Here is a 24,400-nt window from a genome sequence, read left to right on the forward strand (position 1 = left end):
CCTTCGTTTAGACCACAGTAGTCGGTTGAATTTGGCTGGGTAAAAACCCTGTAAATTTTTGAATCAGTGCGGCTCGGATGCGTCCTTCAGCTAATGATTCCAATTGATCTAGACTTTGTATACAGCCAAATTTAATCTCAGAATTAGATAAAGCTAATATAAATTTTTCCAAATTACGACCATCTTTTAAATAAGCAATATCAATATCATCTTTTAAAATGGCTTGATCAGATTGAATTGCTAAATGATTAGACAATCCCACTGGTAACAGTTGATCAATGTTCCTAAATTTGAACTGAATTTGCTGGTCTAAAAGCTCTTTATTATTCTTAAAATAAGTACTGAGCAAATCACGACTGAGAATATGAGGGCGATGATGAATTTCGTAATATTTGGTCATTCCCACGCGATCTGCACTCAACATTTGAGCCGTTGAATATTTCGCTTCAGCTACCTTTCCAAAATTCTGCTGTAAGAATTTTCGGAAAATATATTTCATTTTCTTGATGAGTGTTGCTTGCCAATGTCCATATATCACCATCTGACCATCAATAAGAAAATCACTTAAATCAGACTGTTGATTGAAAAAGAAATCATCATTCAGATAAATAAAATGATTTGAAATCCCTTCAATATTCCACAACATACTTTCAATACTTAGTGAATTGAATGTCGGTAAAGCAAACTCATATCCACGAAATAATTCTAGATGATCAACGATTTTTATTTTTTCAGCAGGACATAAACCTTGCTGGGAAAATTGGTCTAACCACAAAGGTGTTTGCTGATCCGTCACGACATAAATCGTGCCTGCATATGGAACATACTTAAGAATTGAGGCGATGCAGAAATAGATTTCATCGTTACTTGCAAAACGAGTATCACCCAAAGCATTTGATGGTTCGTTTTGATTCATAAATTGACGGCGTTTATTTTTCAGAGAGATATCATTCCCATCGACCCATGCGATGACGATATCAAGCGGATGCAAACCCTGATTCATAAATCAAAACCTTCCATAAATACAGATTTACTGCCAAGCATCCTTGATCCAATCTGATGGCAATACATAACGATACCATTTACCACCACCACCATTGATTGCATCAGGTGGATTAATTTCACCGTGAAAAATAATAATCTTAACGCCTTCTGGTTTTACTGGTGCTTGGAAATAAGCAAATGGAATTTTTCTTAGACAATGATATTTATAGCTTTTACACCACTGATCATTCCAATAACTCAATTTTCCTTCTTTGTGAACAAACCAAGATAGATAAGCTTGCTCATTACGGAATTTCTGACGGATTTCATCAAAATTTTCACGAAAATACGGCAAAATATCAGGAAAAGCTCCTAACTTAAAACGATAAACCGAACTATTCCCCGTAATGCGCCAAGGTCGCTTCCAGTCATGAATAATCAGAAACTCACCTGGTTCTTGGAAGAAGCAATCTATATTATCTACGATGACAACATCGAGATCTAAAAACAGTGCATTGCCTTTTAAACCATACAGATCAGGTTCAAAAGTTGAGAGTTTATTCCACCCACGCTCTGGACTTCCTGCAGGCAAATCTAATGGAGGAATCGGGAAGCATTGTACATTCGGATCAATACCTTCTGTACGATCCGTTAAGCACACCATTTTAAAAGGTAAAGTAAGATGGCGTTGCACCATATTATATAAACGATTGACATACTCGGCACCGTACTTGGTTCCCCATTTCATGCACAAAATAATATTGTCTTCATGAGCTGCCGAATCTTGTTGAATGTCTGCCATCTGCTAACCTTAAATGCCTTAGATATTATTTTAAATGCGCGGGAAATAATCCCAAATCGTCAAAACAATATGCACTGAATGTTGAGCTATCTTAGCATAGACCTTGTAACTTTTTTTATTATTAATTCGTCAAACCCTTCAAGCCATTTATGTTTTTATCACCTGATCAATTGATACCAAATAAATCTCGCGTGTAGATTTTTTCCATGACATCACTGAACATCGGCACCATACGATTGACAATAATCAGATCAGAAGCCGATTTAAATCTTTGTAAACTACTCATCACCGGATGCCCAAAATACTCTTTAGCATCCAAAGTAGGCTCATAAATCACAATCTTTATACCCTCTTGAGCAAGTCCTTGTAATACATCATGAACAGCAGATTCTCTAAAATTATCTGAATCGGCTTTCATCGTTAGGCGAAATATACCCACACATGAAACATTATGACTCTTAATATCTTCAATGATCGCCTGTTTGCGAGTTTGGTTAGAGCGAATGATCGCTGAAATCAGCTCTTGAGGAGTATCATCATAATTAGCTAAAAGCTGTTTGGTATCTTTAGGCAAGCAATAACCTCCATAACCAAAAGAAGGATTATTGTAGTGATCACCGATGCGTTGATCCAAACCCACACCCTTAATAATATCCAAAGCACTTAGTTTATTTTTTATACAATACGTGTCCAGCTCATTAAAAAATGCTACTCGCATTGCCAAATATGTATTTGAAAATAGTTTAATGGCCTCAGCTTCAGTTGAGTCAACACAGAGTAAAACTGCATCCTTTCTGACCGTAGCTTTTAAATACAATTTCGCAATCTTTTCTGCGCGTTTAGATCTTTCACCTACGATAATTCTAGATGGGTAGAGATTATCTTGTAAGGCCTGCCCCTCTCTCAAGAACTCTGGAGCAAAGATTAAGTTCTTAAGTTTCAGCTTATTCGAAATTTCTTTGGTATAGCCCACAGGCACTGTAGATTTAATAATCATCAGCGCTTTTGGGTTTATTTTTTGAATATCATCGATGACAGATTCAATATTAGAAGTATCAAAATAGTTGGTTTCAGGATTATAGTTTGTTGGGGTTGCAATAATAATCAGCTTAGCATCCTGATAAGCACGCTCTTTTTCAGTCGTTGCCTCAAGATGCGACTCAGTTAAATAGTGTTGTATGCAAGTATCACTAATCGGCGAAACTTTTTGATTTAATAACTTTACGCGACTTTTATCAATATCTAGTAAAACCACATCATGCTGCTTAGCAAACAATAAGGCATTTGATAAACCCACATAGCCAGCACCCACTACAGTAATCTTCATTCGTTCTCTGATTTTATTCTTGATCTTAGTGACCAAGCTAAAGAAGTTAGATGAAAGATTAATGATGATTTAATTGCAATCTATTGACATTGTTTCAATAAAAAAGCGAAGCATGAGCTTCGCTTTCTTCGCAGAGTTTTACTTATTTAACGTAAGTTAACCAATCTGCATATTTATCATTACGACCTTGGACGGCATCAAAGAAAGTCTTTTGAATTTCTGTAGTAATCGGACCACGTGAACCACAACCAATTTGTCGGTCATCATACTCACGGATTGGTGTTACTTCAGCAGCTGTACCTGTGAAGAATGCTTCGTCAGCGATATAGAATTCATCACGTGTGATACGGCGTTCGATCACTTCATAACCTAAATCTTTAGCAATCGTGATCACCGTTTGACGTGTAATTCCTTCTAATGCACCACCAGCCAAATCAGGTGTATGTAATACGCCATCTTTGATCAAGAATACATTCTCACCAGCGCCTTGGCAGACGAAACCTTGAGGGTCAAGCAACATTGCTTCGTCATAACCTGAACGTGCGACTTCTTGGTGTGCCAAGATAGAAACTGTGTAGTTACCACATGCTTTAGCTTTACACATCGTCACGTTTGGATGATGGTGAGTGAATGAAGAAGTTTTTACGCGAATACCACGTGCCATCGCTTCTTCACCAAGATATGCGCCCCAACCCCATGCAGCTACAGCAGCATGAATCGTGTTATCTGTTGCAGCAATACCAAGTTTCTCAGAGCCAATCCAAATTAATGGACGAAGGTAGCAAGACGCTAATTTATTTTCACGAACAACGTCAATTTGTGCTTGTTCTAATGTCGCTTGATCAAATGGAACATTCATTTGATAAATTTTTGCTGAATTTAATAAGCGCTTAGTGTGATCTTGCAAACGGAAGATTGCTGTACCATTTGGGGTTTCATAGGCGCGGACACCTTCAAAGACGCCCATACTGTAGTGTAGTGTGTGAGTTAAGACATGAATTTTTGCATCACGCCAATCCACTAATTTTCCATCTTGCCAAATAAAACCATCACGATCAGCCAAACTCATCGCACATACTCCATTTTTTTACACAATCATTCACTTTCCAATGCTATTGCACTTGGATCAATTAACCTTTGCCATAACTTGCAAACGATCTCGCGGGTATCGTGCCAATCCGCAGCATTAACTTGCATAGATTGATTTGCAAGTGCTAAACGGTGGCTCTCAGCTCGTTCACGGAGATAAGCGTGTATTAATGCTGTGGCATCTTCACTGGATAAGCAGCCTGCTTTAGCAGCATCTTCTAGAATTCTTACATTATCGGAAAAATGGGCGAGATCTGTATTCGTCCCACTCCATGCAAGCACTGCATACTGTGCCATAAATTCGATGTCAACGATACCACCTGAGTCCTGTTTTAAATGAAAAATCCCATGTTTTTTTTGCTCAGAAGATGAACCCAAATGATCTTTCATTTTCTGACGCATTTTTAACACTTCTTCACGTACCTGATTTTCATCACGAACTTGAGTTAAGATTTGACAGCGTATCCGTTCAAATTGCTCACATAAACTTTTTTCACCTGCAATTGAACGTGCACGAACGAGCGCTTGATGTTCCCAAAGCCAAGCACTTTTTTGCTGATACTGCTCATAAGCTTTCAGACTCGTCACCAACATCCCTGCTTCACCAGACGGTCTTAACCGGGTATCAATTTCATAGACTCGACCATCAAGTGTTTGAGTAGTCATCAAGGACATAAATTTCTGAGCAACACGGATCGCAAACTCTGCACCACTGATCCCTTTACGTCCGTCAGTCTCTGTTTGCTCTTGAAAGTCATGAATAAATACTAAATCCAAATCAGAACCATAGCCTAACTCGATACCACCTAGCTTGCCATAACCAATTACGGCAAAAGCTTGCGCATCCAAACCACATCGTTGACCCTGACTGTTGACAGGGTAACCATGACGTTGCGCAATCGCTTGATAAGCTAAATTTAAAGTCGCTTGGACACATACTTCAGCAATATCTGTTAATGCATCTGAGACTTTCATTAAATGACTTTCAGCCAAGACATCACTAGCAGCTACAGCGAGTACGTTGCTCTTTTTAAACAATCTCAATACTCGCATTTGATCTTCAACCTGATCAATTTCAATGCGCATTAATTGTTGGCGTAAGGAATCTTCTAAATCTTTGCGTTGCGGCAACCCAAAGTCCATCGAAAGAAACTCATCCAACAAGACGGGGTATTGCGTTAACTCTTCACAGATCCACGGGCTTACTGTCGCCATTTTTACTAAACGCTGCAAAGCACCACGACTTTCCATCAACATGACTAAATAGACAGTTCGTCGTAATACAGACTCAACCAAGGGCATTAATCGTAATAAAGCCATTTGAGGTTGATCTGATTGTAAAATGGCTTCGACTAGATGAGGCCAAAATTTCTTAAGCCGTTCTAAAGCACTCGCAGGAATTTTACGTAGTGCTTGCCCATGCCAAAAATTTTGGATCAAGTTTTTAGCATCATCATCCAGAACTGCATTCAGACGTTGTTCTAGTTCTACAGAATCATCTATGGGAGCAGAGAACTCTTTCTCTTGAATGAGTTGTTTAAACTGAACTTTGACTTTATCTCTTTTTTGATTCAGAACATTTAAGAAAGAATTCCAATCACTAAAACCCAAGGTATCTATCATACGTTGGCGCAATTCAGGTTCAGACGGTAGAGATTGAGTTTGTTGATCATTTAATGCCTGAATTGCATGTTCAACTCGTCTTAAAAACAAATAAGCATCTTCAAGATCAAAAACAGCTTGCTGATCTAATAATTCAGCATCACCCAAATGATGCAAGTTAACTAAACATTGTCGATCTTGCAGCTCACGTCGGGAACCACCATAGATCAACTGAAAAACTTGCACGATAAACTCGATTTCACGTATTCCGCCAGCGCCTAATTTAATATCATCTTCGATATTACGGCGTAGAACTTCTCGCTCAATCATGGCTTTCATTTCACGCATCGCAGCGAATGCAGAATAATCAACATAACGCCGGAAGACGAATGGACGAGCCATATCCATCAAATCTTCGCCTTCTTTTCCACCTGTAATCACACGGGCTTTAATCCATGCATAACGTTCCCATTCACGCCCATGCTGGCTCAAATATTTTTCCAAACCTGTATGACTGATCGCTAAAGCTGAACCGTCACCCCACGGACGTAAACGCATATCTACACGGAAAACAAAACCATCCGCAGTGATATGATCTAACAGATAAATTAACTTCTGTCCCCACAAAATACAGAATTGCTGAACATCAATACATTTACGACCATTAGTCTCACCTTGTTCATCAAAAGCAAAAATCAGATCAATGTCACTGGATAAATTCAGTTCTTTTGCACCAAGTTTCCCCATTCCAATGACAATCAAATCCTGAACCTGACCTGAATAACCGATTGGTTCACCGTGTTTAGCAATCAATGGTTTACGTGCAAAATCTTTCGCAACACAGATACAAGCATCAGCAAAATCAGAAAGCTCTCGAGTCAGTGTCACCACATCAGTTAATTGGTTTGCATCTTGCCAAATCCAACGAAACATTAATTTAGCACGCAAAATACGCAATGCCTTCATCCATGCTTGCTCATCAGTCTGAACTGCAACCGTTTCCTGGACGGTTTGGTGAATCGTTTCGGTAGATAAAGAGGTTGAAAATTGATCTTTGCTATAGGCTTGTTCTAATTCTGATTGGTATAAATTTAAAACTTGTTCTGCATATTGGCTTGCAACTAAGGTTTTATGTAGCTGTTCCGCATTCATATAAAAAAGCTCAACTGATGTCAGGTCATCTCTAGTAGTTATATCAGTTACATCGTTATCTTTAAAATCACTTTAGACTAATTTCGCTTTCGATTTATGTTGTTCGGTAGATAATTCAGCATGTTGGCGTTCAGCAGGTAAGCGAACTTTAAAGACGGTGCCCTCACCTTCTTGAGATGTCACACTGATTTCACCATGGTTCAGCTCAACAAAACGCTTACACAAAGAAAGCCCTAAACCCGCACCTTTTTCACCAGCTGTGCCCTTTAAACTCACTGTCATACGTGGTTGAAATAAATTCTGTATCTGTTCTTCGGTCATTCCCAAACCAGAATCTTTCACTCGTATTTCCACGAATTCGCCCTGAGGTTGGGCTTGAATATAAACTTTTCCTGCGCCATCCGTATCCGTAAATTTCAATGCATTTGAAACAAGGTTTTGGATCAAAGAAGTCACCATATTCATATCTGCATAGATTTTAAGACTCTCATCTACTTCATTGATCAATTGGATATTTTTCTTCAACGCTAAGGTTTTTAAAATATCGGTCACGATATCGGTAATTTGTCTTAATTTAAAATTTATTGGGTGATATACAAAACGCCCACCTTCAGCCATTGCCCAATTCAACAAACTTTCCAACAGGTTGTAAGTCGACTGTGACGTCTCATAGAGATAGTCAGCGATGTTTTGGATACTAGATTCATCCAATGTATCGCGCTCTTTAGCCAAAATCTCTGAAAAACCCAATAAACCATGGAAGGGAGCGCGTAAATCATGGGAAATAATAGAAAAGAATTTTGTCTTACTAAAATTTAATGCAGACTCTTGTTCGTATAATTCTTTGAGTTCATCGTGATTGAGTTTCAATTCAAGTTTTTGCATAAAGCTTTTACAATGGTCTTGTAAAAGTTGTTTTTGAACTGCACTAAAATCTCGGACAGCTTCATCAAACAAAATTAGATAACCTAAAGAGGTCTGATCTGGATGCCTCAGATGAACAGCGACAAGGGATTGTGCTTTAGATTTCAACGCATGTACAAACGAAAGTAAATTTGAATAATGTGGATGAGCTTCATCAATAAAATCATTATTTACAAATAGAGTATTCAAACTTTTCGTGACTTTTGTAGCGTCAATTGCAGTCAACTTTTCTGAACAGTGATGCCAAAAATAAGGCTCTTGATGAAAAATAAGTAAAGCTTTACCGACTTGCATTAATGTTTTATTGAATTGTAAGAACTGTTCAAGCAAATTTTGCTCTGAAGTGAGACCCAAAGAAAGAGAAATTTTACAAGCACTTAACTTGTCGGCTTGCTGTAATTCTAGTAATTGAATAGCCATGCTTGCCTCTCGGATATTATCGTTATTCGGTTATTTACGTTTTAATAAGAAAAAATGTGAAAACTATCACTACTATTAACAAACTTTAACATAAAAGGCAATTCTTGATTAGATCAATTCGCAACAAAACGTGAAATTTCATGAAATTTAAACGTATTGAATTATGTATCGAAGATTTATTTTTAGCTACATGTTGAATGTTTAAATCATCATATATTTCTATTATCGCATCTGATCATAGTAAAAAGACTTTATGGGTATTCTTTAATGAACTAATTAACTTCAAGATGGCTTACCTTTTCAGAACACACTAAAGCCTGAGCAGCACAATCCTTTACAATCTTCTCTTTGTCTTATTCATAATAATTGTCGATATAATCAGTTATCGCTACTCACTGCTCTCTATAGAATTTCCATCTATGAGTAAATATTTTTGCTTTATCTAACCGAGCAAAGAGCTGCAAGATCGTTAAAAAAATTAGTCATACTTTTATATTAAATCTAACATTCAATCCTCTTTTATATTTATTGTCGGAATAAAATTTTAAATTAAAAATGATTTGGCATTAAAAAACCCCAAGCCTTTAATACCAGCTTGGGGTCTTTGAATCTTGGTCCCGAGGGTCGGACTCGTACTAGCTTTAAAAAACAATGCTAAGAAGATGAAATTGGCGGATAAAAAGCGGAAAAAGATCGATATATAGTGATTTAAATAAATGAACAAATTAGAATAGACGCTGATGCAAAATTAAAGATTTTATAAATTTTTACATTGGTATCGGGAAATGGTAACAAAGGTAACTTGATAACAAAAAGTTAGCTTATTTATATGTTTTTTATAGATATTTAAACTAAAATAAAAAGGTAATTTTAAGGTAATCTAAGAGTAATTAATTACCTAAAAAAAAGGTAATTAGCAATTACCTTTTATATAATTGATTTAAAACAACTTATTTTAAAAACCAATATCTTGATTACCTAAGATTACCCCATAAAGGTAACCAATAAATAACATTTAATATCAAATACTTAATATAATATTTCCATGTGTATTTTCACTTGTTTACCTTTTTCTGGAATTTTTAATAATTTGTTTGACCACTAAATTCTTTGAGCCTTAAAAGTCTGAATTTCAATCTGTAGAATTTTGATGGGTAGATGTAGAGATTTGTAGAAAGAGTTTTCCTACTTTTTATAGTCTTGTATGCAATGTTTAGCATTGCTCTCACTATGAAAGTGCAGGTCTGAATTTTTGTAGAGTATTCGACATATTTACTGTCCAGGTGAGGTGGGGGGTCAACCGCCCGGCTTGAACCGGATTCTGTGGTTTTGGAAACTTTGGCCAAAAAAAAGCCCTCACACATGGAGGACTTTTATTTTCGTGTAAATACTGTGATTAGTTTTGTTTATCTGGCTTCACCTGCTGTGGCCATGCCTGGTCTAATCGTTCTGCATCAATTGCGTGTCCATCAGCTGCTGCTGAGATTGCTCCACCACGGTCTGCCATTGTTTTGAGTACGAAGTTGCAGGTCTTTCCATATTCAACGATGGCTTCATGGGTACCTGAGGACAAACGTTTGTTTGTATCACTGATCTGCTTTGACAACCGGTCAACAGCCAAAGCACTGTCACTGGCAGCAGCCAACGCAACTTGTAAGTTTTTATTTGCATTTCGTTCTGACTCCAAAAGTTCTTGCGACCATGCCTGCTCTACTTCATGCACTTCATTGGCACGTTGCGATGCAAGCAAATCACGTTGTGTTTCAGCTAAAGTTTTTTGTGATTCGAGTAAATCAATTTGATGTGACTTACTTGTGCAGCTGGTGACTGAAAATGCCAAAGCGATGGCCAAGGCAGCCATCACGATGAATTTCCAATTTTTAATTGCCAAAGCAATATTCATTATTGTTTTTCCTGTTTGAATTGAAGTTGATGAAACTCTTTGAAGCGGATGATCTGATCACCTGCCCATTCGTTTACTGTGTTGGCGAATAAATTTTGAAGTGGAACAATTTCGGAATACCAATAGGCTTCACGTGCTTCACTGATAGATCCGAATCCACCTGCATTGGATGGAATGATTCCGAGAAGTTGTGGCGGTGTACGTTGGGATGCAAGAACGTCATCACGTGTGACATTTTTAATATTTAAGAATTCATCTTTTGCAGCCAATTCACTGATCGGAATCAGTTGCAAACCATCTTTTTTCCCACCAGGTGCATGAAGGAATAAATTGCGGAAGTTACCTGGACCACGTGAATCTTTCATGGCTTGTTTTAAACCTTCCACGTCATCATCATCAATTCCTGAATCGGTCATGTATAAGATGAAGCCGGCATGAGATCCATTGTTGTAGTACTTGCGACGGAATAAAGTCGCTGATTCATTTAGCCAAACAGATTGAAGTGCAGCGATATATTCAGGCGTTCCATAAATTTCTTGATCGACATCAATGCCTTTGATGTGACAGACGGTACCAGGTTTAAAAATGTGTTCTTCAAAACCATTCAGCAGCTGCAAAAACTCATTCGAGTTTTTCATGCGTCTGGTGTACTTGGCCATGAGTCCATCATAGTGATGTGGCTCATTCAATCGATTATCGATCCGCTGTAAATAGCCATTACCAAATACCAAGTAATCAAAAGCAATGCGTTCAAACTCAGATGAACTGATCAATTTATTTGGTGTGAATGACGACACCAGTTGATTCTTTTTATAAAACACTGCAGTCGACAAATATGGCATTGCCTTAAAGGATTTTGCCAAAGCGTTCATACTGATATGTGGTTCATAGTAATTGCCACACAGCCATGTTTCATAGAACTGTGATAAGTCACGGCCATTCATCACCGGTTCAGCATCACCGAAGGTAAATGCCTGCACTTTGCTGTCGGACATTAGTAAATCTCCATAGAGGATTTTTTAGATTTTGTTTGGTCATCAAGGGTCAAAGGCTCATTTGCAAAGGCATGGAAAATGGCAAAAGCCAAATCAGCATGACCAATGTTTTCTGCACGTGATGCTTCAAATGTCATTTGTCTTTGTGAAGCCGTCAGTGTTTTACGAATCGCCATAATCGACATGGCCACGTCTGTGGATCCAGCATCAAATTCAAAGCGTCCTTTGTTGATCACGTCCATGGCTTTCATGACCAATTGTGTTTTGACATCGACGCTATAATTGAAGGTCGTTAGATTCGGGAAGAAATCAAGAACCAATTGCGCCACACCAGTACCCATACCGGACTTATCCAATCCGATATATTTGACGTTATATTTGGTCGTTAATTTTTTGATGTATTGCGCTTGGCTGGCAAAGTCCATGCCTTTGAACTGGTGATGTTCAAGCAGTCGGAATTTAGGATAATCAGGTTCAGGTGGTGCAATGACCACAAGCCCTGCACTGTCGCCACTTTCTGCTGGATCGTATCCAATCCAAACTGGTTTATTACCAAATGGACGCAATGCCAATGGCTTAAAATCTTTTGACCAAACTTCCCATGAATCGACCATACATGGCTGAATGATGGACAGCGGAAAAACACTGTGGCCATCATCAACGAATTCACACATATAAAGATTGGCAAATTCTTCAGGACTGTTTTCCGCAATCAATTCATCAATATCGAATAGATCACAGCCTTGGCGTTCGGCATCTTGAATATTGACAATATGTCGCCACATTTTGTCGCCACATAAAGCACCGTCTCTTAAATTTGCGTGACTGGTGTCGATCTCAACTCGATTTTCTTTTGTACGCCCTTTATTGAAAGCATCACCTGTCCAGAATGCGTATGCTTCATGCGTTTTACTGGATGGTGTAGAAAAATAGGTTTTTTTGTACTGTTTTTGGGCAGCCATTGCCGATGCCACTTTTTTCAGTGTGGCAAAGCCATGTACCCAGAAGAATTCGTCAAAATATAAGTCGCCATGGTATGACTGTGCTGTTTTGGCATTGGTACCCAAGAAAATCAGCTGAACAGTATTACCGCATGGAAGCGTGATTGAAATCGGATCGCCTTGCAGATCCACTTCAATTGATTGCATGACAAAGTTTTTGATGTAAGTTTTAAAGCCATGCGCCTGGGCTTTCGATGCCGACAAGAAAATTTGATTTCGACCAGTGGTGACAGCTTTGATCAATGCTTCACGTGCAAAATAAAAAGTCGCACCAATCTGACGAGATTTTAATAAGGCACGATTTCGCTGTTCACGAGCACGGTACCAAACTTTTTGATATTCAAATAAACCGTCATCAAAGTCTTCAAGAAGTTTTTCGACTTGTTCTTCAGTCAGTGCATTTGGTTGTTTTGGCTTACGTGGTCCAGCATTTCGATTTTTTAGTTTTGGATTTAGATCGGTTTCATTGCCACCATCAGCATATTTTTCAATTCGTGCCATGCGCTCCAGCTGACGCATGAGCAAATCAATTTCTTTGTAATCACCAGGTGTTTTTTTCTCAAGAATAATCAGTTTGATCAGTTGAGCAGTTAAAGCTTCACCGACTCGACCAACAGGTGCATCTTTATCCCACTCGTCACGTGTTTTCCAAGCATGAACGTTTTTATCAGGTTCGTCGATGTGATCTGCAATCGAGCTGATTCGCCACCCCATCCAATACAAAAATTTTGCTAGAAGGCGTTTATCAAAGGTCACGTTTTTCGGGGTATTAAGTGCATTATCCATTGGCTCATTAAGCCAACACATCAGTTTTTATTCATTGCACTGATATTGTGAAATAGTGTTTATACAACCCACTTAGATTGAATGTTCTGGCTGTTCTTCCGATTCTGCTAACTACTTTAAATAGATTTTATCTATCGACATAGACACAGGATTCAGAAATGAAGAAATCCAAATTTTACCGAGTTGCTGTCGCTGGTGCCACGACTGATGGTCGCATCATTGAAGCTTCTTGGATTCAACAAATGGCCAAGAATTATGACCCAAATACTTATACTGCTTTAGCGAATATCGAGCATATTCGTGGAATTTCTCCAAGTTCTGAATTTGGAAATTATGCAAAAGTACTTGGACTTAAAGCACAAGAAGATGACATTAACGGTCAAAAAAAATGGTGCTTATATGCACAACTTGAAGCATTCGACAATCTGATTGAACTGCACGGTAAAAAACAAAAACTTTTCAATTCTATTGAAGTAAATCCAAGTTTTGCTGACACCAATGAAGCTTATTTGGTCGGTATCGCATTCACTGATACGCCTGCTTCGTTAGGTACACAAATTATGGAATTTGCTTCTAAGAATCCTGAAGCAAACCCATTCACGTCTAAAAAGCAGCATAAAGACAATTTATTTACTGCTGCTGAAGAAGTGGATCTCCAGTTTGAAGACAGTCCTGATCCTGAGACAGAAGCAAAAGGACTGTTTTCTAAAGTTTTGGGTTGGCTGAAGCCACAACAAGAAGAACAAGACAATAAAAATAAAGGCCAATTCAAAGAAGTATCTGACTCACTTGAAGCGATTGCCAAAACCTTTGGTGAAAGTCAGACCAAGTTGCAAAAGGTCGAAACTGAGTTTTCGGAACTTAAAACCAAGCATTCTAAATTGGAAAAAGACTTCACTGATCTGAAAGCCAAATTAGAAGGCGAAGAAAATCCAGGTACACCACCTGCCCCTGAAAACACTGGCAACTTCTCTGAAAAAGTTGATTACTAAAATTCAAAACTTTTAAGTCAAATACTTAAAATAACTGGAAATTAAAGATGAAAAATACAACTCGTTTAAAGTACTCAGCACTTATGCTAAGTATCGCAACTGCCAACGGTGTTGCTGTTGCGTCTGACAAATTTAATGTCGATCCTTCTATTGCTCAGAAGATGGTAGATGCACTTCAAGAGTCTTCAGCCTTTCTTCAACAAATTAATATGCAGCCAGTTGATGATCTGGAAGGTGAAGCAATTGGCTTGACTCAAGGTTCAACCATCGCAGGTCGTTCAAACACTAAAGGTGGAACTAAACGTACACCAGTAGATCCAACTGGATTAAAGTCTAATCCATACAAATGCCATAAAACCGATTTTGACGTGGCTATTCGTTACGAAAAATTAGATGCGTGGGCAAAATTCCCAGATTTCTATGCGCGCTGGAAAAAATTTGTTGACCGTGCGATTGCTCTAGACATGATCATGATCGGCTGGAATGGTACAAGTGCTGCTGCACAGACTGACCGCCAAGCGAATCCACTTCTTCAAGATGTGAATATTGGCTGGTTGCAAAAAATCCGTACAAATGCACCTGAACGCTATATGCCTGAAGTGGTTGAAGCATCAGGAAAAGTAAAAATCGGTGCAGCAGGTGATTATAAAAACTTAGATGCACTGGTTGTCGATGTTGTCAGCAACTTGATTGGTGAGATCCATCAAGATGATACCGATCTGGTGGTGATCTGTGGTCGTCAATTGCTGAATGATAAAAACTTCCCATTGGTGAATGATGCATCTGACAACACTGATACTTTGGCTGGCCAAGTATTAGTAAGCCAAAAACAAATTGGTGGTTTACCAGCAGTTCGTGTTCCATTCTTCCCAGATGATGCACTACTGGTGACATCACTAGACAACTTGTCAATTTACTTCCAAGAAACTGGCAAGCGTCGTCAAATTGTTGATAACTCATCACTGGATCAAGTTGAAGAATATCAATCTTCAAATGATGCGTATGTCATCGAAAACTACGAAAAAGTAGGTTTCGTGGAAAATATCGAAATTCTATAAATAGGTGAATTATGTTGAGTCCAGCTCGACGACACCTACTGAAAGCCAAGGCAGCGATTGAAGCTGCCAAGGCTGATGAATTTGGTGGTGTACGTCCAGACGCAAGCGTCTACCAATTACAACTGACCGAACTCAAAAACGATATTCATGTTTTACGTTCAATTCAGTCGCAAGAAAAACGTGCTGAAGCGAAAAAAGAACTTATTCCAAAGCACATGCCTTATGTGTTGGGTATTGTTCAGTCAGGCGCAAAAGTTGAACAGGATGAAGTCATTACCACCATCATGCTGTGGTGCTTTGACTGTGGTCTATTCAATCAAGGTCTAAGCCTTGCTGAATATGCTTTAGAACAAAACTTAAAAATGCCTGATTCATTTAGTCGCAGTACTGCAAGTATTGTTGCTGAAGAAATTGGTAATGCTGCACACAAAGCTTATCAAGATGGCCAAGTCTTTAAACTTGATGTTCTTGAAAAAGCCACTCAATTAACTGCTGATTACGATATGCATGACCAGATTCGCGCCAAATTATATTTAGGTATTGGTCGTACTTTCCTGCAGTTAGATCGTGGATCTGAAGCCGTTGCATTCCTCAAAATGGCGATTGCAAAAAATGAAAACTGTGGCGGTAAAACTGATCTGAAAAAGGCTGAAAAACTTTACAAAGAACAATTAAAAAATTCACCTGAACCGATGCTGAATGCTGATGGTTCACAGGTCGTCGATGATCAAGGCAACTTGATGTTTCATCCGACGTAACGAGTGCCCCGCGCCAACCGAGGGGCAGAATTGACGCTGTAATGACATTTTTATGCGTAATTACAAACTCAATTCTCCACCCCTCAACTATTTGAGAATGACAATGACCGGACTAATTGCAAACGGCAACCGCAACAATGAAGAAGTTGTCATCACCAGTGAAGAATTCTTTCCTGAAATTTCTTCAAAAGCCATTCGTGAAAAATTGCGCTTTGATAGTAGTGTCACCAATGAGCGTTTAATCCCTGCCATCGAATCAGCCATCATTGAAGTGAATGATCAACTTGAATCACTCACATCAAAAGCAGCCACACTTGCTGAACTCAGCACAAAAACCATTACTTCAGGTACCACCACAAAACCGATTACTGAAGTTTTATATTTCCGTGCCGTTGCTGCAGCTGTTGGTGCTGAACTGAATGAACAATATCGCGCTTATGACACCACAAATAATGGTGGCCAAAAAGCTGATGAATTGACACCAACCATTGATGACTATCGTCGTGATCTGCGCTTTGCCATTCGTGATTTAAAAAAAATTCGTCGTTTGAATGTGGAGCTGGTCTAAATGAAAACTGTTTATGCACTTCAAGATGACACGGTTGACGCTATTTGTTGGCGCAACTATGGACGCTCATCTGGTGTGGTCGAAGCAGTACTTGAAGCCAATCCACACTTATCTGAATTTGGTCCATTTCTCCCGATGGGGACAAAGGTTCAGTTACCAGAACTTCAAACACAACAAAATAAAACGCAAAGCATTCAGCTTTGGGACTGAGAACAAAAATATGGCTGAACCAACCACATCAACGACTGTCGCAATTACCGCTTCTGCCGGCTTGGTATCACTCCTTCCATTCGTGAATGGTGATGCACTGTTTGGTGCAGTAATTGGTGCAGCATTTTTGGCATACACCCAAGTGTCACTGAGCTACGGAAAACGTATTTTTTCGCTCATGTTGTCCGTTGCCTTGGGCTATGCCTTAGCCCCTGAAATTTCCAACCGAACTGGTGTGAACAGTCACACGGTCATTGCTTGCTTTACCAGCATGTTTGCCTTGCCTGTTTTGGTGAAGGTCATGAAATGGGTGAATAAGTCGACATTGACTGAGATATTCAACACCACTTCAAAGTTCTTTTCTGCCCTGTCCAACACTTTTGGAAAGGAGAATAAAAAATGATGCAACTCCTGTTGTCGCCATTGGCACAAACAATTTTTTCCATCGTTGCCGTGCTGTGCTATGTGGCATGTGCATTCCGTATTTTATGTTTTGATCGTTTGCACCTGCAAAAATGTTCGTTTCGACTATTTGCAGTTGTTCTGATCGGTGCATTCCTTGCACAAAGCATTCATATCATTTTCATTAAAGATCCGGTCACGATTTGGGATGCCATTCTCGCGGTGTTCTTAGTGGTCTTTATTTTTCGAAGTAAAGGCAATGTCGTTTCAATGATAAGGAGCACACCATGAGCATTTTAAAATTAGGTTCAAAAGGTTCAGCCGTCACTGAATTGCAAAAACTGCTGATTAAAAATGGCATTACTGGACGCAATAAAAAACCAATCACCATTGATGGCGATTTTGGTGAAAATACTGAATATGCAGTGATTCAATTTCAGAAAATGAAAAATCTGAAAGTCGATGGACTGGTCGGTGACTACACACTAAAAGCCCTACGTGGTGAATGCACCAGTAAACTTTTAAAAGAAAGTGATTTAGTTGAAGGTGCCAAACGTTTGGGTGTGCCTGTCATCGTAATCAAAGCCATTGCTGAAGTTGAAACGCTGGGTGAAGGATATTTGCCAAATGGTAAACCGAAAATCTTATTTGAACGTCATCGCATGTATTTCTATTTGAATCAGAAATTAGGCAAAACCAAAGCCAATGCATTGATGGCCAAACATCCGAATATTGTGAATACAAAAACCGGTGGTTATCACGGTGGATCTGCTGAGTACACACGTTTAAGTCAAGCAAAACAGCTTGATGAATCGTGTGCGTTGCAATCTGCTAGTTGGGGCCGTTTTCAGCTGATGGGTGAGAATTGGAAAGACCTTGGCTATAAATCTGTGCAAGATTTTGTGGCTCAACATGAACAAAGTGAAAGCCTGCAGTTTGAAGCATTCCTTCGTTACTGTGAAAACAAGTCTGGTGAAGTTGATGATAAGCATTGGAAGTTGATCGATGCATTACGTCAAGAAAATTGGCATGTGGTTTTTACACTGTATAACGGTCGAAATTATAAAAAATTAGGCTATGACAGCAAGTTTTTACGTGTGATGAATCGCCTCGATCCAAACTATAAGAGTGCTAAAGCTGCATGAAAAAGCCACATCATTTAAGAGAATATCTATTAAAAGCGATTCCTGTTCTAAGCCCAGATCAGGACCGCTTACTAATTTTTGCAAACCAAGGCAGCTTGCGAAGCACGATGGCAGGCGGTTTTAGTTTTGAGCAGTCATATACGCTTGATGTCATTATCACAGATTATGCCGGTGATATTGATGTGATTGGTGTTGTGCTGTTCACATGGATTGCAGAACATCAATCTGAGCTCATGGCCAACCATGAAAAAGGCAAACAGTCGATCACCTTTGAAGCTGAATTAATTGATAACAGTAAATACGATATCAACTTTCAAATTCCACTGACTGAACGTGTCATTGTGAAAAAGAATGCCGAAGGAAAACTTGAATTAAGTTATCCGGCTGAACCGCAATACACACCATTTGAAAAACCTACAAACGTCATACTGACTGATTCATCCGGTCATGAATTAGCATCATGGACCACAGCTGAAAAAGAAGGTTATTCAATGGCGTTTATGCCACCAGGTAAAAATCCATGAGCAGCAATGTACTTGAATTGGCCAATTATCTTCAGCCGTTATTAGAACGGCTGTCGATGGGTGAACGTACAAGACTTGCCAAACAAATTGGTCGTGATTTAAGAAAAAGCCAAGGAAAGCGAATTTCTGAACAGAAAAATCCTGACGGATCTAGTTATACCCCACGACGTAAACGCCTACGTGAGCAAAAAGGCAAAATCAAAAGAAAAATGTTCACAAAAATAAAGAATACGAGCAATTTAAAAGTACTCAGCAATGCTGATTCTATTGCAATTGGCTTTGTCGGTCGTGTCGCTAGAATTGCACGTGTGCACCAGGAAGGTTTAAAAGATCGTGCAGAAAAAGGTGCACCAGATGTGGTCTATCCAAAACGTGAATTACTTGGTTTTACTGAACAAGACATTAAATTGGTTGAAGACTCATTCCTAAAACATATCAAACTTTAAATTCTTTCATCTTGTGAAAATAGGTTTATACAACTTTACTCAGCTGAAATGTAGAAACCTATAAAGCAAAGTGTTGGCATGAGTGCTGACCTTAATCGTCGTCTTGAAAATCTAATTCGTTTTGGAACTATCAAGACCATCAATCCGTCTAAACCTATTCCACGAGTCATTGTTAATCTTGGCGATATCGACACGCCTGAAATTCGCTGTCTGAATGTACGTTCAGGTGCAGATGCCACATGGGATATGCCATCGGATGGTGAAGAATGCGTTGTTGTATCACCCTGCGGTGAAATCGGTCCAACTAGTTTTGTCTTGTACGGCTTTTATAACGACGACCACCCTGCACCTTCTGATGATCTCAATCAAAAAATCCGCATGTTTGCTGACGGTTGTGTCATCGCTTATGACGTATCAGCCCATCATCTGTCTGCAATTTTACCAAGTGGCGGTACTGCTGTTTTGACTGCTGATGGTGGTGTCATTGTGAATGGAAATACAACTATTAATGGTGATTTAACCCTAAACGGTAATCAAACCACCAATGGCAGCACAGTCATTAGTGGCAATCACACCGTAGGTGGCAGTCAACTTGTGCAAGGATCCAGTCATTCAACCGGTCATTTCAGCACTGAAGATGATGTCACTGCTGGAGATATCAGCCTGAAAAATCATAAGACCTCAGGTGTTCAACCTGGTTCTGGAACTTCTGGAGGACCAATTCCATGATGTCACGTGAGCAAGGCACAATGGTTGCCGATGAATTAGATCAGATCCGTCAATCTATCCACGATATTTTGACCACGCCAATTGGCTCACGTGTCATGCGTCGTGAATATGGTTCGCTTATTCCACAGCTGATTGATGCACCCTTTAATGAAATTACGGCATTACAGCTTAAAGCTGCCACAGCAAATGCCATTTTGCAGTGGGAACCACGTGTCATGCCAAATTCAATTTCTCTCTATGAATCTGAAGGTGGTCGTCATGTTCTTGATTTAGATCTGACCATGACTTCAAACAATCAAAACCAATCTTTAAAAATCCCATTGGATCTTGGTGCAACTTTATAAGTGATCAACAAATGGCAAATTCAAATTTAACCGCAATTGATTTATCACAGCTGAATCCACCTGATGTGGTGCGTCAGATTGATTTTGAGACCATTTTAAAAGAAGGTCTTGAAGATTTTTATCAGCGCATGGAAGAAGTTCAGCCAAATTTTCAACGTTATCTTGAGTCAGATCCAGCAATGAAGCTTGCTGAAGCTTTTGCTTATCGTGAAATGTTGGTCCGTAAAGAATCTAATGAACAGGCTTTGGCAGTACTGCTTGCATTTGCAAAAGACAATGATCTTGATCACAAAGCAGCTGAACGAAATCTTCAACGTCGAATTATTAGCCCAGCCACAGAAAATACACCTGAAGTCAAAGAATCTAATGATTCTTTGCGTAAACGTGTGCAACTTGCACCTGAAGGTCAAACGACCGCAGGCAGTGAAGGATCATATATTTTTCACGGTTTAAATGCTGACCCACGTGTCAAAGACATTTACCCATACGCCCCATTAGATGAAGCCGGTAATCCAACTGGCATTTGCAATATTTATGTTCTTTCAAATGAAAGTGATGGTACTGCACCAGAAGATTTACTCAATGTTGTAAGTACTGCATTAAATGCCAAGTCAGTACGACCTTTAACAGACAAGCCAATCATTTATTCAGCATCGATTTTAAATTACAGCATTGATGCTGAGATCTTTATTGATGAAGGTCCAGATGAAAATATTGTCTTAGACAGCTGCTATAAGGCAGCCCAAGAATATACAAAAAAAAGTCACTCATTTAATGACGGCATTTCTCTATCAGGAATTTATCAAGCATTGCATCAGCCTGGTGTTAGTCGAGTCAACCTGATTTCACCTGCAGGCAATATCGATACATCCATTGGTCAAGTGGCTTTTTGCACTGGCATCAATATTGTGAGGGCAACTGTATGAATAAGCTCTTGCCCCCAAACTCCACCAAGTTTGAAATGAATTTTGAAGCTGCATTTGCACGTGTTTCAAATGTTGAAATCAATATTCGCAGCTTTAACGATCCACTGACTGCACCAGTTGAAGTGTTGCCCTGGTTAGCTTGGGAACGTTCAGTTGATGTGTGGAATAAAAGTTGGTCAGATGCACAGAAACGCCAAGTGATTAAGACGTCACTGTATAACCATTCGATTAAAGGCACAGTTGAATCACTTGAAGTTGCTTTGAACTCGTTAGGCTTTCCAGTGATCGTCCAAGAATGGTTCAACATGGTGCCAGTCGGCAAACCATATACATTCAAGCTCTACATCCAAACCAGTCAAGACAGCGTTTCTGTCACAGATTACAAAGAATTATTCAAAGTGGTTCGTGCTTATAAAAACCTACGTTCGCACTTAGTCGATACCACTGTCTTACTAGAAAGCCCATCAAATCTGCAAGTCAATGCCATGACCCAAGCTGGCCATGAATCGGAGTTTGTAAAGTCTGCCGGTGGTCTGCATTTGGATGGCACATGGGCTTTGGATGGTACAAAAAAATTGAATGGAGTAGATATGTAATGGCAAATATTCAAGGTCAAAAAAAATGGTCAGATGTCCGTTTACTTGAAACGCACGAATTAGCACGTGGAGGTACCAATGGGAACTTAAATGAACAGGCCATAGCTCTTGCTGACCGTACTGAATTTTTAAATCAAGAAAAGGCGAGCAAATCTGAAATTGTTCAAGGTGTTTTTGAATTTGGAACTTATGCCGAATTTAATGCTGTAAAAGTAACTTTGCCACTGAACTGCTCCATTGTTATTAATGAAGAAAACAATACTGGTACCGGTTCTTGGGGAATTGGTAACAACCGCTGGAATGGTTCAATTTTGCAAAAAAGTCAATTTGATCCCTATGAAAAATCAGTATCTTTTTCAAATTCAAACGCAATGTTTAAACAAAAAACATATGCAGTAGCAGCTGATTTTAATGATTTGACTAGTTATGGATTTCATTCGTTTTTAAACGGCACTGTCTGGAATAACAGCACAAATAAACCTGAGCAAAATGCGCAGTGGGGACATCTCTTAGTATTACCAACGCAAGGAAGTGTATTAACTCAGATTGCATTCATGGGGAATGTTACAAAAACTTTTGCCATGCGACTGCGTACTGACACTGGTGCTTGGCAAGCGTGGGGGTATTTTCACTCATTTGATAAAATTGTTGAATTAATCAAAGCTGATTTTAATAGTTATTTAAAACCGCAACGACTCTCAGCAAGTAAAAACCTTTTTGATTCATCTACTGTGACAGCGGGTAAAGAGATTTATTCAAATGGCGCACTACAAGATCATGCCCAAGGGGCAGTGAGTGGCTTGATCTACTGTTTTGGGAAAAGTAGCTTGTATGTTTCCGGTCTGCAGTCAAATGCAGCCAATAGATACTATAGATTTCTTGATAAGGCTGGCCAAGTTGTTTCAGTTGGTTATTTTGCATCAGGCGTGAATGAAGGAAAGATTAATGTTCCGGACGATGCGCATACTTTTCAAATCGCAGTCAAGCAGCGCATTAGTGATGCGCTTAATATATCTAATGTTCAAATAGAGTATGGATCAGAGAAAACAGCTTACACTGCTTTTATCGCAGGTGAAGCCACTCATATAAATGGGATGGCTTTATTTTCACCTGACATAAAGATGAATAGTGTTGCTGGATCTAAAAATTTATTTGATAAGAGTAGAGTCCAAACTGGCTTTGAAATATATAGTGATGGGTCAATCAAAGCTCAAACATCATCTATTATTTCAGACATCATCAGTGTCAAGGGATTGTCAAATATCACTATTTCTGGACTTGTTGCAAACCCTGAGATAGTACGGTACTGCCGGTTTCTTGATGCGTCTAATAATGTCTTATCAGTGACATCAATCGCTCAGAATGCGATTCAAGCAACTATTGCTGTGCCTGTCGATGCTGCTGGATTTCAATTCAGCATTAAGCAACGTTCAACAGCAACACCAGACCTAAATATTATCCAGCTCGAAAGTGGAACAAACGTTACAACTTATGAAGCGTATGTACGTGGTTTTAATACTTTAAATAATATTCCAGTCGCTATACCTGCGCAATCAACAGCTCAGGCATCGCGAGCTTTTGGAGCTAAGTATTTAATGTTTGGTGATTCGATCACTCAGACGTCCAATGTTGATACTGGGGATGTCACAAGCAGCACATATCGAAGTAATTGGCCTAAATTTGCAAAAGATCAGTTGAAAATGGGAGGTTTCAAGAATTATGCGCGTAGTGGAGCATCATTCTTAGAAACAGGTCCATCACAAACAGACTGGCAGAAAATTAGCTACCAAGTGCAGACAGCTATCACAAATGCTGAAAATCCCGATGTAATCGTTCTGGCATGCGGAACGAATGATGCAAATATTAAACTCGGCACGTATGACACTGCGATGAGTAAGGCGATTGCTGATCTTGATCGCACGTATACAGCAGAAGCTATGCGCTGGGCGCTATATAAAATCAAAGAGAATTTTCCAAACGCAGTTTGTTTTTATTGCACACAGTTACAACGTGCAGATGTAGAAACAACTGATCGTGATACTGCAAATAATCTCATGGTTAAGTTAGCAAAACGCTACGGATTTAACATTATTGATTGTATGAACGAAAGTGGGATCATCAAAGATTTTGAAATTTGGCAAGCGAACGGTCGCTATTTGTCAGACGGACTGCATCCGAATATCGCTGGTCAGCAGGTTCAAGCTAATTTAATTGTTAGTAATATCATTGAAAGAATGAACTATTAGAGAATAATTATGTCATATAAAACAATCTACACAGCCCTTGGCCTTGCCCTCGTCTCCCAAGCAGTCAGCCAACAGCGAACTATCGAACTCACTCACTTTGCAGTGGGTGATGGCGGTGGCAACTCAATTGAACCAATTGAGTCTATGACTCAATTGGTACGTGAACGATACCGTGCAACCATCAACCGTATTTATCAAGATCCGGAAAACGAAAACAAATACACTGCTGAAATGATTATTCCAGTGACTGTTGAAGGCTTTGTGGTTCGTGAAATTGCTTTATTTGATCGAAATGGAAACATGGTGTTGGTCGGAAATACACCTGAAGTTCACAAGCCAACATTGGCAGAAGGTGTCACACAAGATTCGGTTTATCGAATTCCATTTGTGATTTCAAACCCTGAAGTACTTGAATTGAACTTCGACCCGAATGTGATTATCGCAACACATCAATGGATCCTGAATACACTG

Annotated in this window: 25 protein-coding genes; 16 read left to right on the forward strand and 9 right to left on the reverse strand. The window is 39.2% G+C overall.

The genetic code is table 11. The annotated features are described in order from the left end of the window. Nucleotides 1-7 precede the first annotated feature (7 nt). The 9 genes from IRT38_RS15600 to IRT38_RS15640 form a co-directional block, all read right to left on the reverse strand. Nucleotides 8-1,003 carry a Stealth CR1 domain-containing protein gene (locus tag IRT38_RS15600; protein WP_004964093.1) on the reverse strand — a complete coding sequence of 332 codons (996 nt, stop codon included), beginning with the start codon at nt 1,001-1,003 and terminating at the stop codon, nt 8-10. Between the two features lie 27 nt (nt 1,004-1,030). After that, nucleotides 1,031-1,786: a hypothetical protein gene (locus IRT38_RS15605; RefSeq protein ID WP_004950347.1), complete on the reverse strand. Its 756-nt coding sequence runs from the start codon at nt 1,784-1,786 to the stop codon at nt 1,031-1,033. A gap of 166 nt (nt 1,787-1,952) precedes the next feature. Further along, the gene (locus IRT38_RS15610; protein WP_004908945.1) at nt 1,953-3,113 is read right to left on the reverse strand and encodes a nucleotide sugar dehydrogenase; all 1,161 of its coding nucleotides are present in this window, start codon (nt 3,111-3,113) and stop codon (nt 1,953-1,955) included. Between the two features lie 142 nt (nt 3,114-3,255). Next, on the reverse strand, nt 3,256-4,182 hold the full coding sequence (locus IRT38_RS15615) for a branched-chain amino acid transaminase (RefSeq protein WP_004950342.1): 927 nt from the start codon (nt 4,180-4,182) through the stop codon (nt 3,256-3,258). Nucleotides 4,183-4,208: 26 nt separating this feature from the next. Continuing rightward, complete coding sequence (glnE, locus tag IRT38_RS15620) at nt 4,209-6,956, reverse strand: bifunctional [glutamate--ammonia ligase]-adenylyl-L-tyrosine phosphorylase/[glutamate--ammonia-ligase] adenylyltransferase (protein WP_194598186.1); 2,748 nt, start codon at nt 6,954-6,956, stop codon at nt 4,209-4,211. A 72-nt stretch (nt 6,957-7,028) separates the two neighbouring features. Continuing rightward, entirely contained in the window at nt 7,029-8,300 is a 1,272-nt protein-coding gene (locus IRT38_RS15625; RefSeq protein WP_194598187.1) for a sensor histidine kinase, read from the reverse strand. A 1,396-nt stretch (nt 8,301-9,696) separates the two neighbouring features. Further along, on the reverse strand, nt 9,697-10,203 hold the full coding sequence (locus IRT38_RS15630) for a hypothetical protein (protein WP_194598188.1): 507 nt from the start codon (nt 10,201-10,203) through the stop codon (nt 9,697-9,699). After that, entirely contained in the window at nt 10,203-11,198 is a 996-nt protein-coding gene (locus IRT38_RS15635; RefSeq protein ID WP_004996164.1) for a phage portal protein, read from the reverse strand. Before IRT38_RS15635 ends, IRT38_RS15630 begins: the two co-directional genes overlap by 1 nt. After that, nucleotides 11,198-12,985, reverse strand: coding sequence for a terminase large subunit domain-containing protein (locus tag IRT38_RS15640; RefSeq protein WP_409514098.1), 1,788 nt, complete (start codon nt 12,983-12,985; stop codon nt 11,198-11,200). The genes IRT38_RS15635 and IRT38_RS15640 overlap by 1 nt, the downstream gene beginning before the upstream one ends. A 158-nt stretch (nt 12,986-13,143) precedes the next feature. Here IRT38_RS15640 and IRT38_RS15645 point away from each other — a divergent pair, with 158 nt between their 5' ends. The 16 genes from IRT38_RS15645 to IRT38_RS15720 form a co-directional block, all read left to right on the forward strand. Further along, nucleotides 13,144-13,977 carry a GPO family capsid scaffolding protein gene (locus IRT38_RS15645; protein ID WP_194598190.1) on the forward strand — a complete coding sequence of 278 codons (834 nt, stop codon included), beginning with the start codon at nt 13,144-13,146 and terminating at the stop codon, nt 13,975-13,977. Nucleotides 13,978-14,024: 47 nt separating this feature from the next. Continuing rightward, on the forward strand, nt 14,025-15,035 hold the full coding sequence (locus IRT38_RS15650) for a phage major capsid protein, P2 family (RefSeq protein ID WP_137311828.1): 1,011 nt from the start codon (nt 14,025-14,027) through the stop codon (nt 15,033-15,035). Nucleotides 15,036-15,046: 11 nt separating this feature from the next. Continuing rightward, nucleotides 15,047-15,793, forward strand: coding sequence for a phage terminase small subunit (gene gpM / locus IRT38_RS15655; protein ID WP_004670239.1), 747 nt, complete (start codon nt 15,047-15,049; stop codon nt 15,791-15,793). Between the two features lie 103 nt (nt 15,794-15,896). Then, nucleotides 15,897-16,361 carry a head completion/stabilization protein gene (locus IRT38_RS15660; RefSeq protein ID WP_194598191.1) on the forward strand — a complete coding sequence of 155 codons (465 nt, stop codon included), beginning with the start codon at nt 15,897-15,899 and terminating at the stop codon, nt 16,359-16,361. Beyond that, nucleotides 16,362-16,571: a tail protein X gene (locus IRT38_RS15665; protein WP_194598192.1), complete on the forward strand. Its 210-nt coding sequence runs from the start codon at nt 16,362-16,364 to the stop codon at nt 16,569-16,571. It abuts the gene before it with no gap. Nucleotides 16,572-16,581: 10 nt separating this feature from the next. Next, on the forward strand, nt 16,582-16,974 hold the full coding sequence (locus tag IRT38_RS15670) for a putative holin (protein WP_002060577.1): 393 nt from the start codon (nt 16,582-16,584) through the stop codon (nt 16,972-16,974). Next, entirely contained in the window at nt 16,971-17,264 is a 294-nt protein-coding gene (locus IRT38_RS15675; protein WP_194598193.1) for a phage holin family protein, read from the forward strand. The genes IRT38_RS15670 and IRT38_RS15675 overlap by 4 nt, the downstream gene beginning before the upstream one ends. Further along, nucleotides 17,261-18,118, forward strand: a complete 858-nt coding sequence (locus IRT38_RS15680; protein ID WP_194598194.1) for an N-acetylmuramidase domain-containing protein — start codon at nt 17,261-17,263, stop codon at nt 18,116-18,118. The genes IRT38_RS15675 and IRT38_RS15680 overlap by 4 nt, the downstream gene beginning before the upstream one ends. Beyond that, nucleotides 18,115-18,642 carry a phage tail protein gene (locus IRT38_RS15685; protein WP_194598195.1) on the forward strand — a complete coding sequence of 176 codons (528 nt, stop codon included), beginning with the start codon at nt 18,115-18,117 and terminating at the stop codon, nt 18,640-18,642. Before IRT38_RS15680 ends, IRT38_RS15685 begins: the two co-directional genes overlap by 4 nt. Then, nucleotides 18,639-19,088, forward strand: coding sequence for a phage virion morphogenesis protein (locus IRT38_RS15690; RefSeq protein ID WP_194598196.1), 450 nt, complete (start codon nt 18,639-18,641; stop codon nt 19,086-19,088). Before IRT38_RS15685 ends, IRT38_RS15690 begins: the two co-directional genes overlap by 4 nt. 78 nt (nt 19,089-19,166) lie before the next feature. Further along, on the forward strand, nt 19,167-19,817 hold the full coding sequence (locus tag IRT38_RS15695) for a phage baseplate assembly protein V (RefSeq protein WP_194598197.1): 651 nt from the start codon (nt 19,167-19,169) through the stop codon (nt 19,815-19,817). Beyond that, on the forward strand, nt 19,814-20,161 hold the full coding sequence (locus tag IRT38_RS15700) for a GPW/gp25 family protein (RefSeq protein ID WP_194598198.1): 348 nt from the start codon (nt 19,814-19,816) through the stop codon (nt 20,159-20,161). The genes IRT38_RS15695 and IRT38_RS15700 overlap by 4 nt, the downstream gene beginning before the upstream one ends. Before the next feature lie 11 nt (nt 20,162-20,172). Further along, nucleotides 20,173-21,087: a baseplate J/gp47 family protein gene (locus IRT38_RS15705; protein ID WP_194598199.1), complete on the forward strand. Its 915-nt coding sequence runs from the start codon at nt 20,173-20,175 to the stop codon at nt 21,085-21,087. Then, the gene (locus IRT38_RS15710) at nt 21,084-21,683 is read left to right on the forward strand and encodes a phage tail protein I (protein ID WP_194598200.1); all 600 of its coding nucleotides are present in this window, start codon (nt 21,084-21,086) and stop codon (nt 21,681-21,683) included. The genes IRT38_RS15705 and IRT38_RS15710 overlap by 4 nt, the downstream gene beginning before the upstream one ends. Beyond that, nucleotides 21,683-23,929: a GDSL-type esterase/lipase family protein gene (locus IRT38_RS15715; protein WP_194598201.1), complete on the forward strand. Its 2,247-nt coding sequence runs from the start codon at nt 21,683-21,685 to the stop codon at nt 23,927-23,929. The genes IRT38_RS15710 and IRT38_RS15715 overlap by 1 nt, the downstream gene beginning before the upstream one ends. A 9-nt stretch (nt 23,930-23,938) precedes the next feature. Continuing rightward, on the forward strand, nt 23,939-24,400 hold a 462-nt coding region (locus IRT38_RS15720; protein WP_194598202.1), incomplete at its 3' end, for a phage tail protein.

It is taken from the genome of Acinetobacter sp. SK-43, from assembly GCF_015351505.1.
Taxonomy (GTDB): domain Bacteria; phylum Pseudomonadota; class Gammaproteobacteria; order Pseudomonadales; family Moraxellaceae; genus Acinetobacter; species Acinetobacter junii.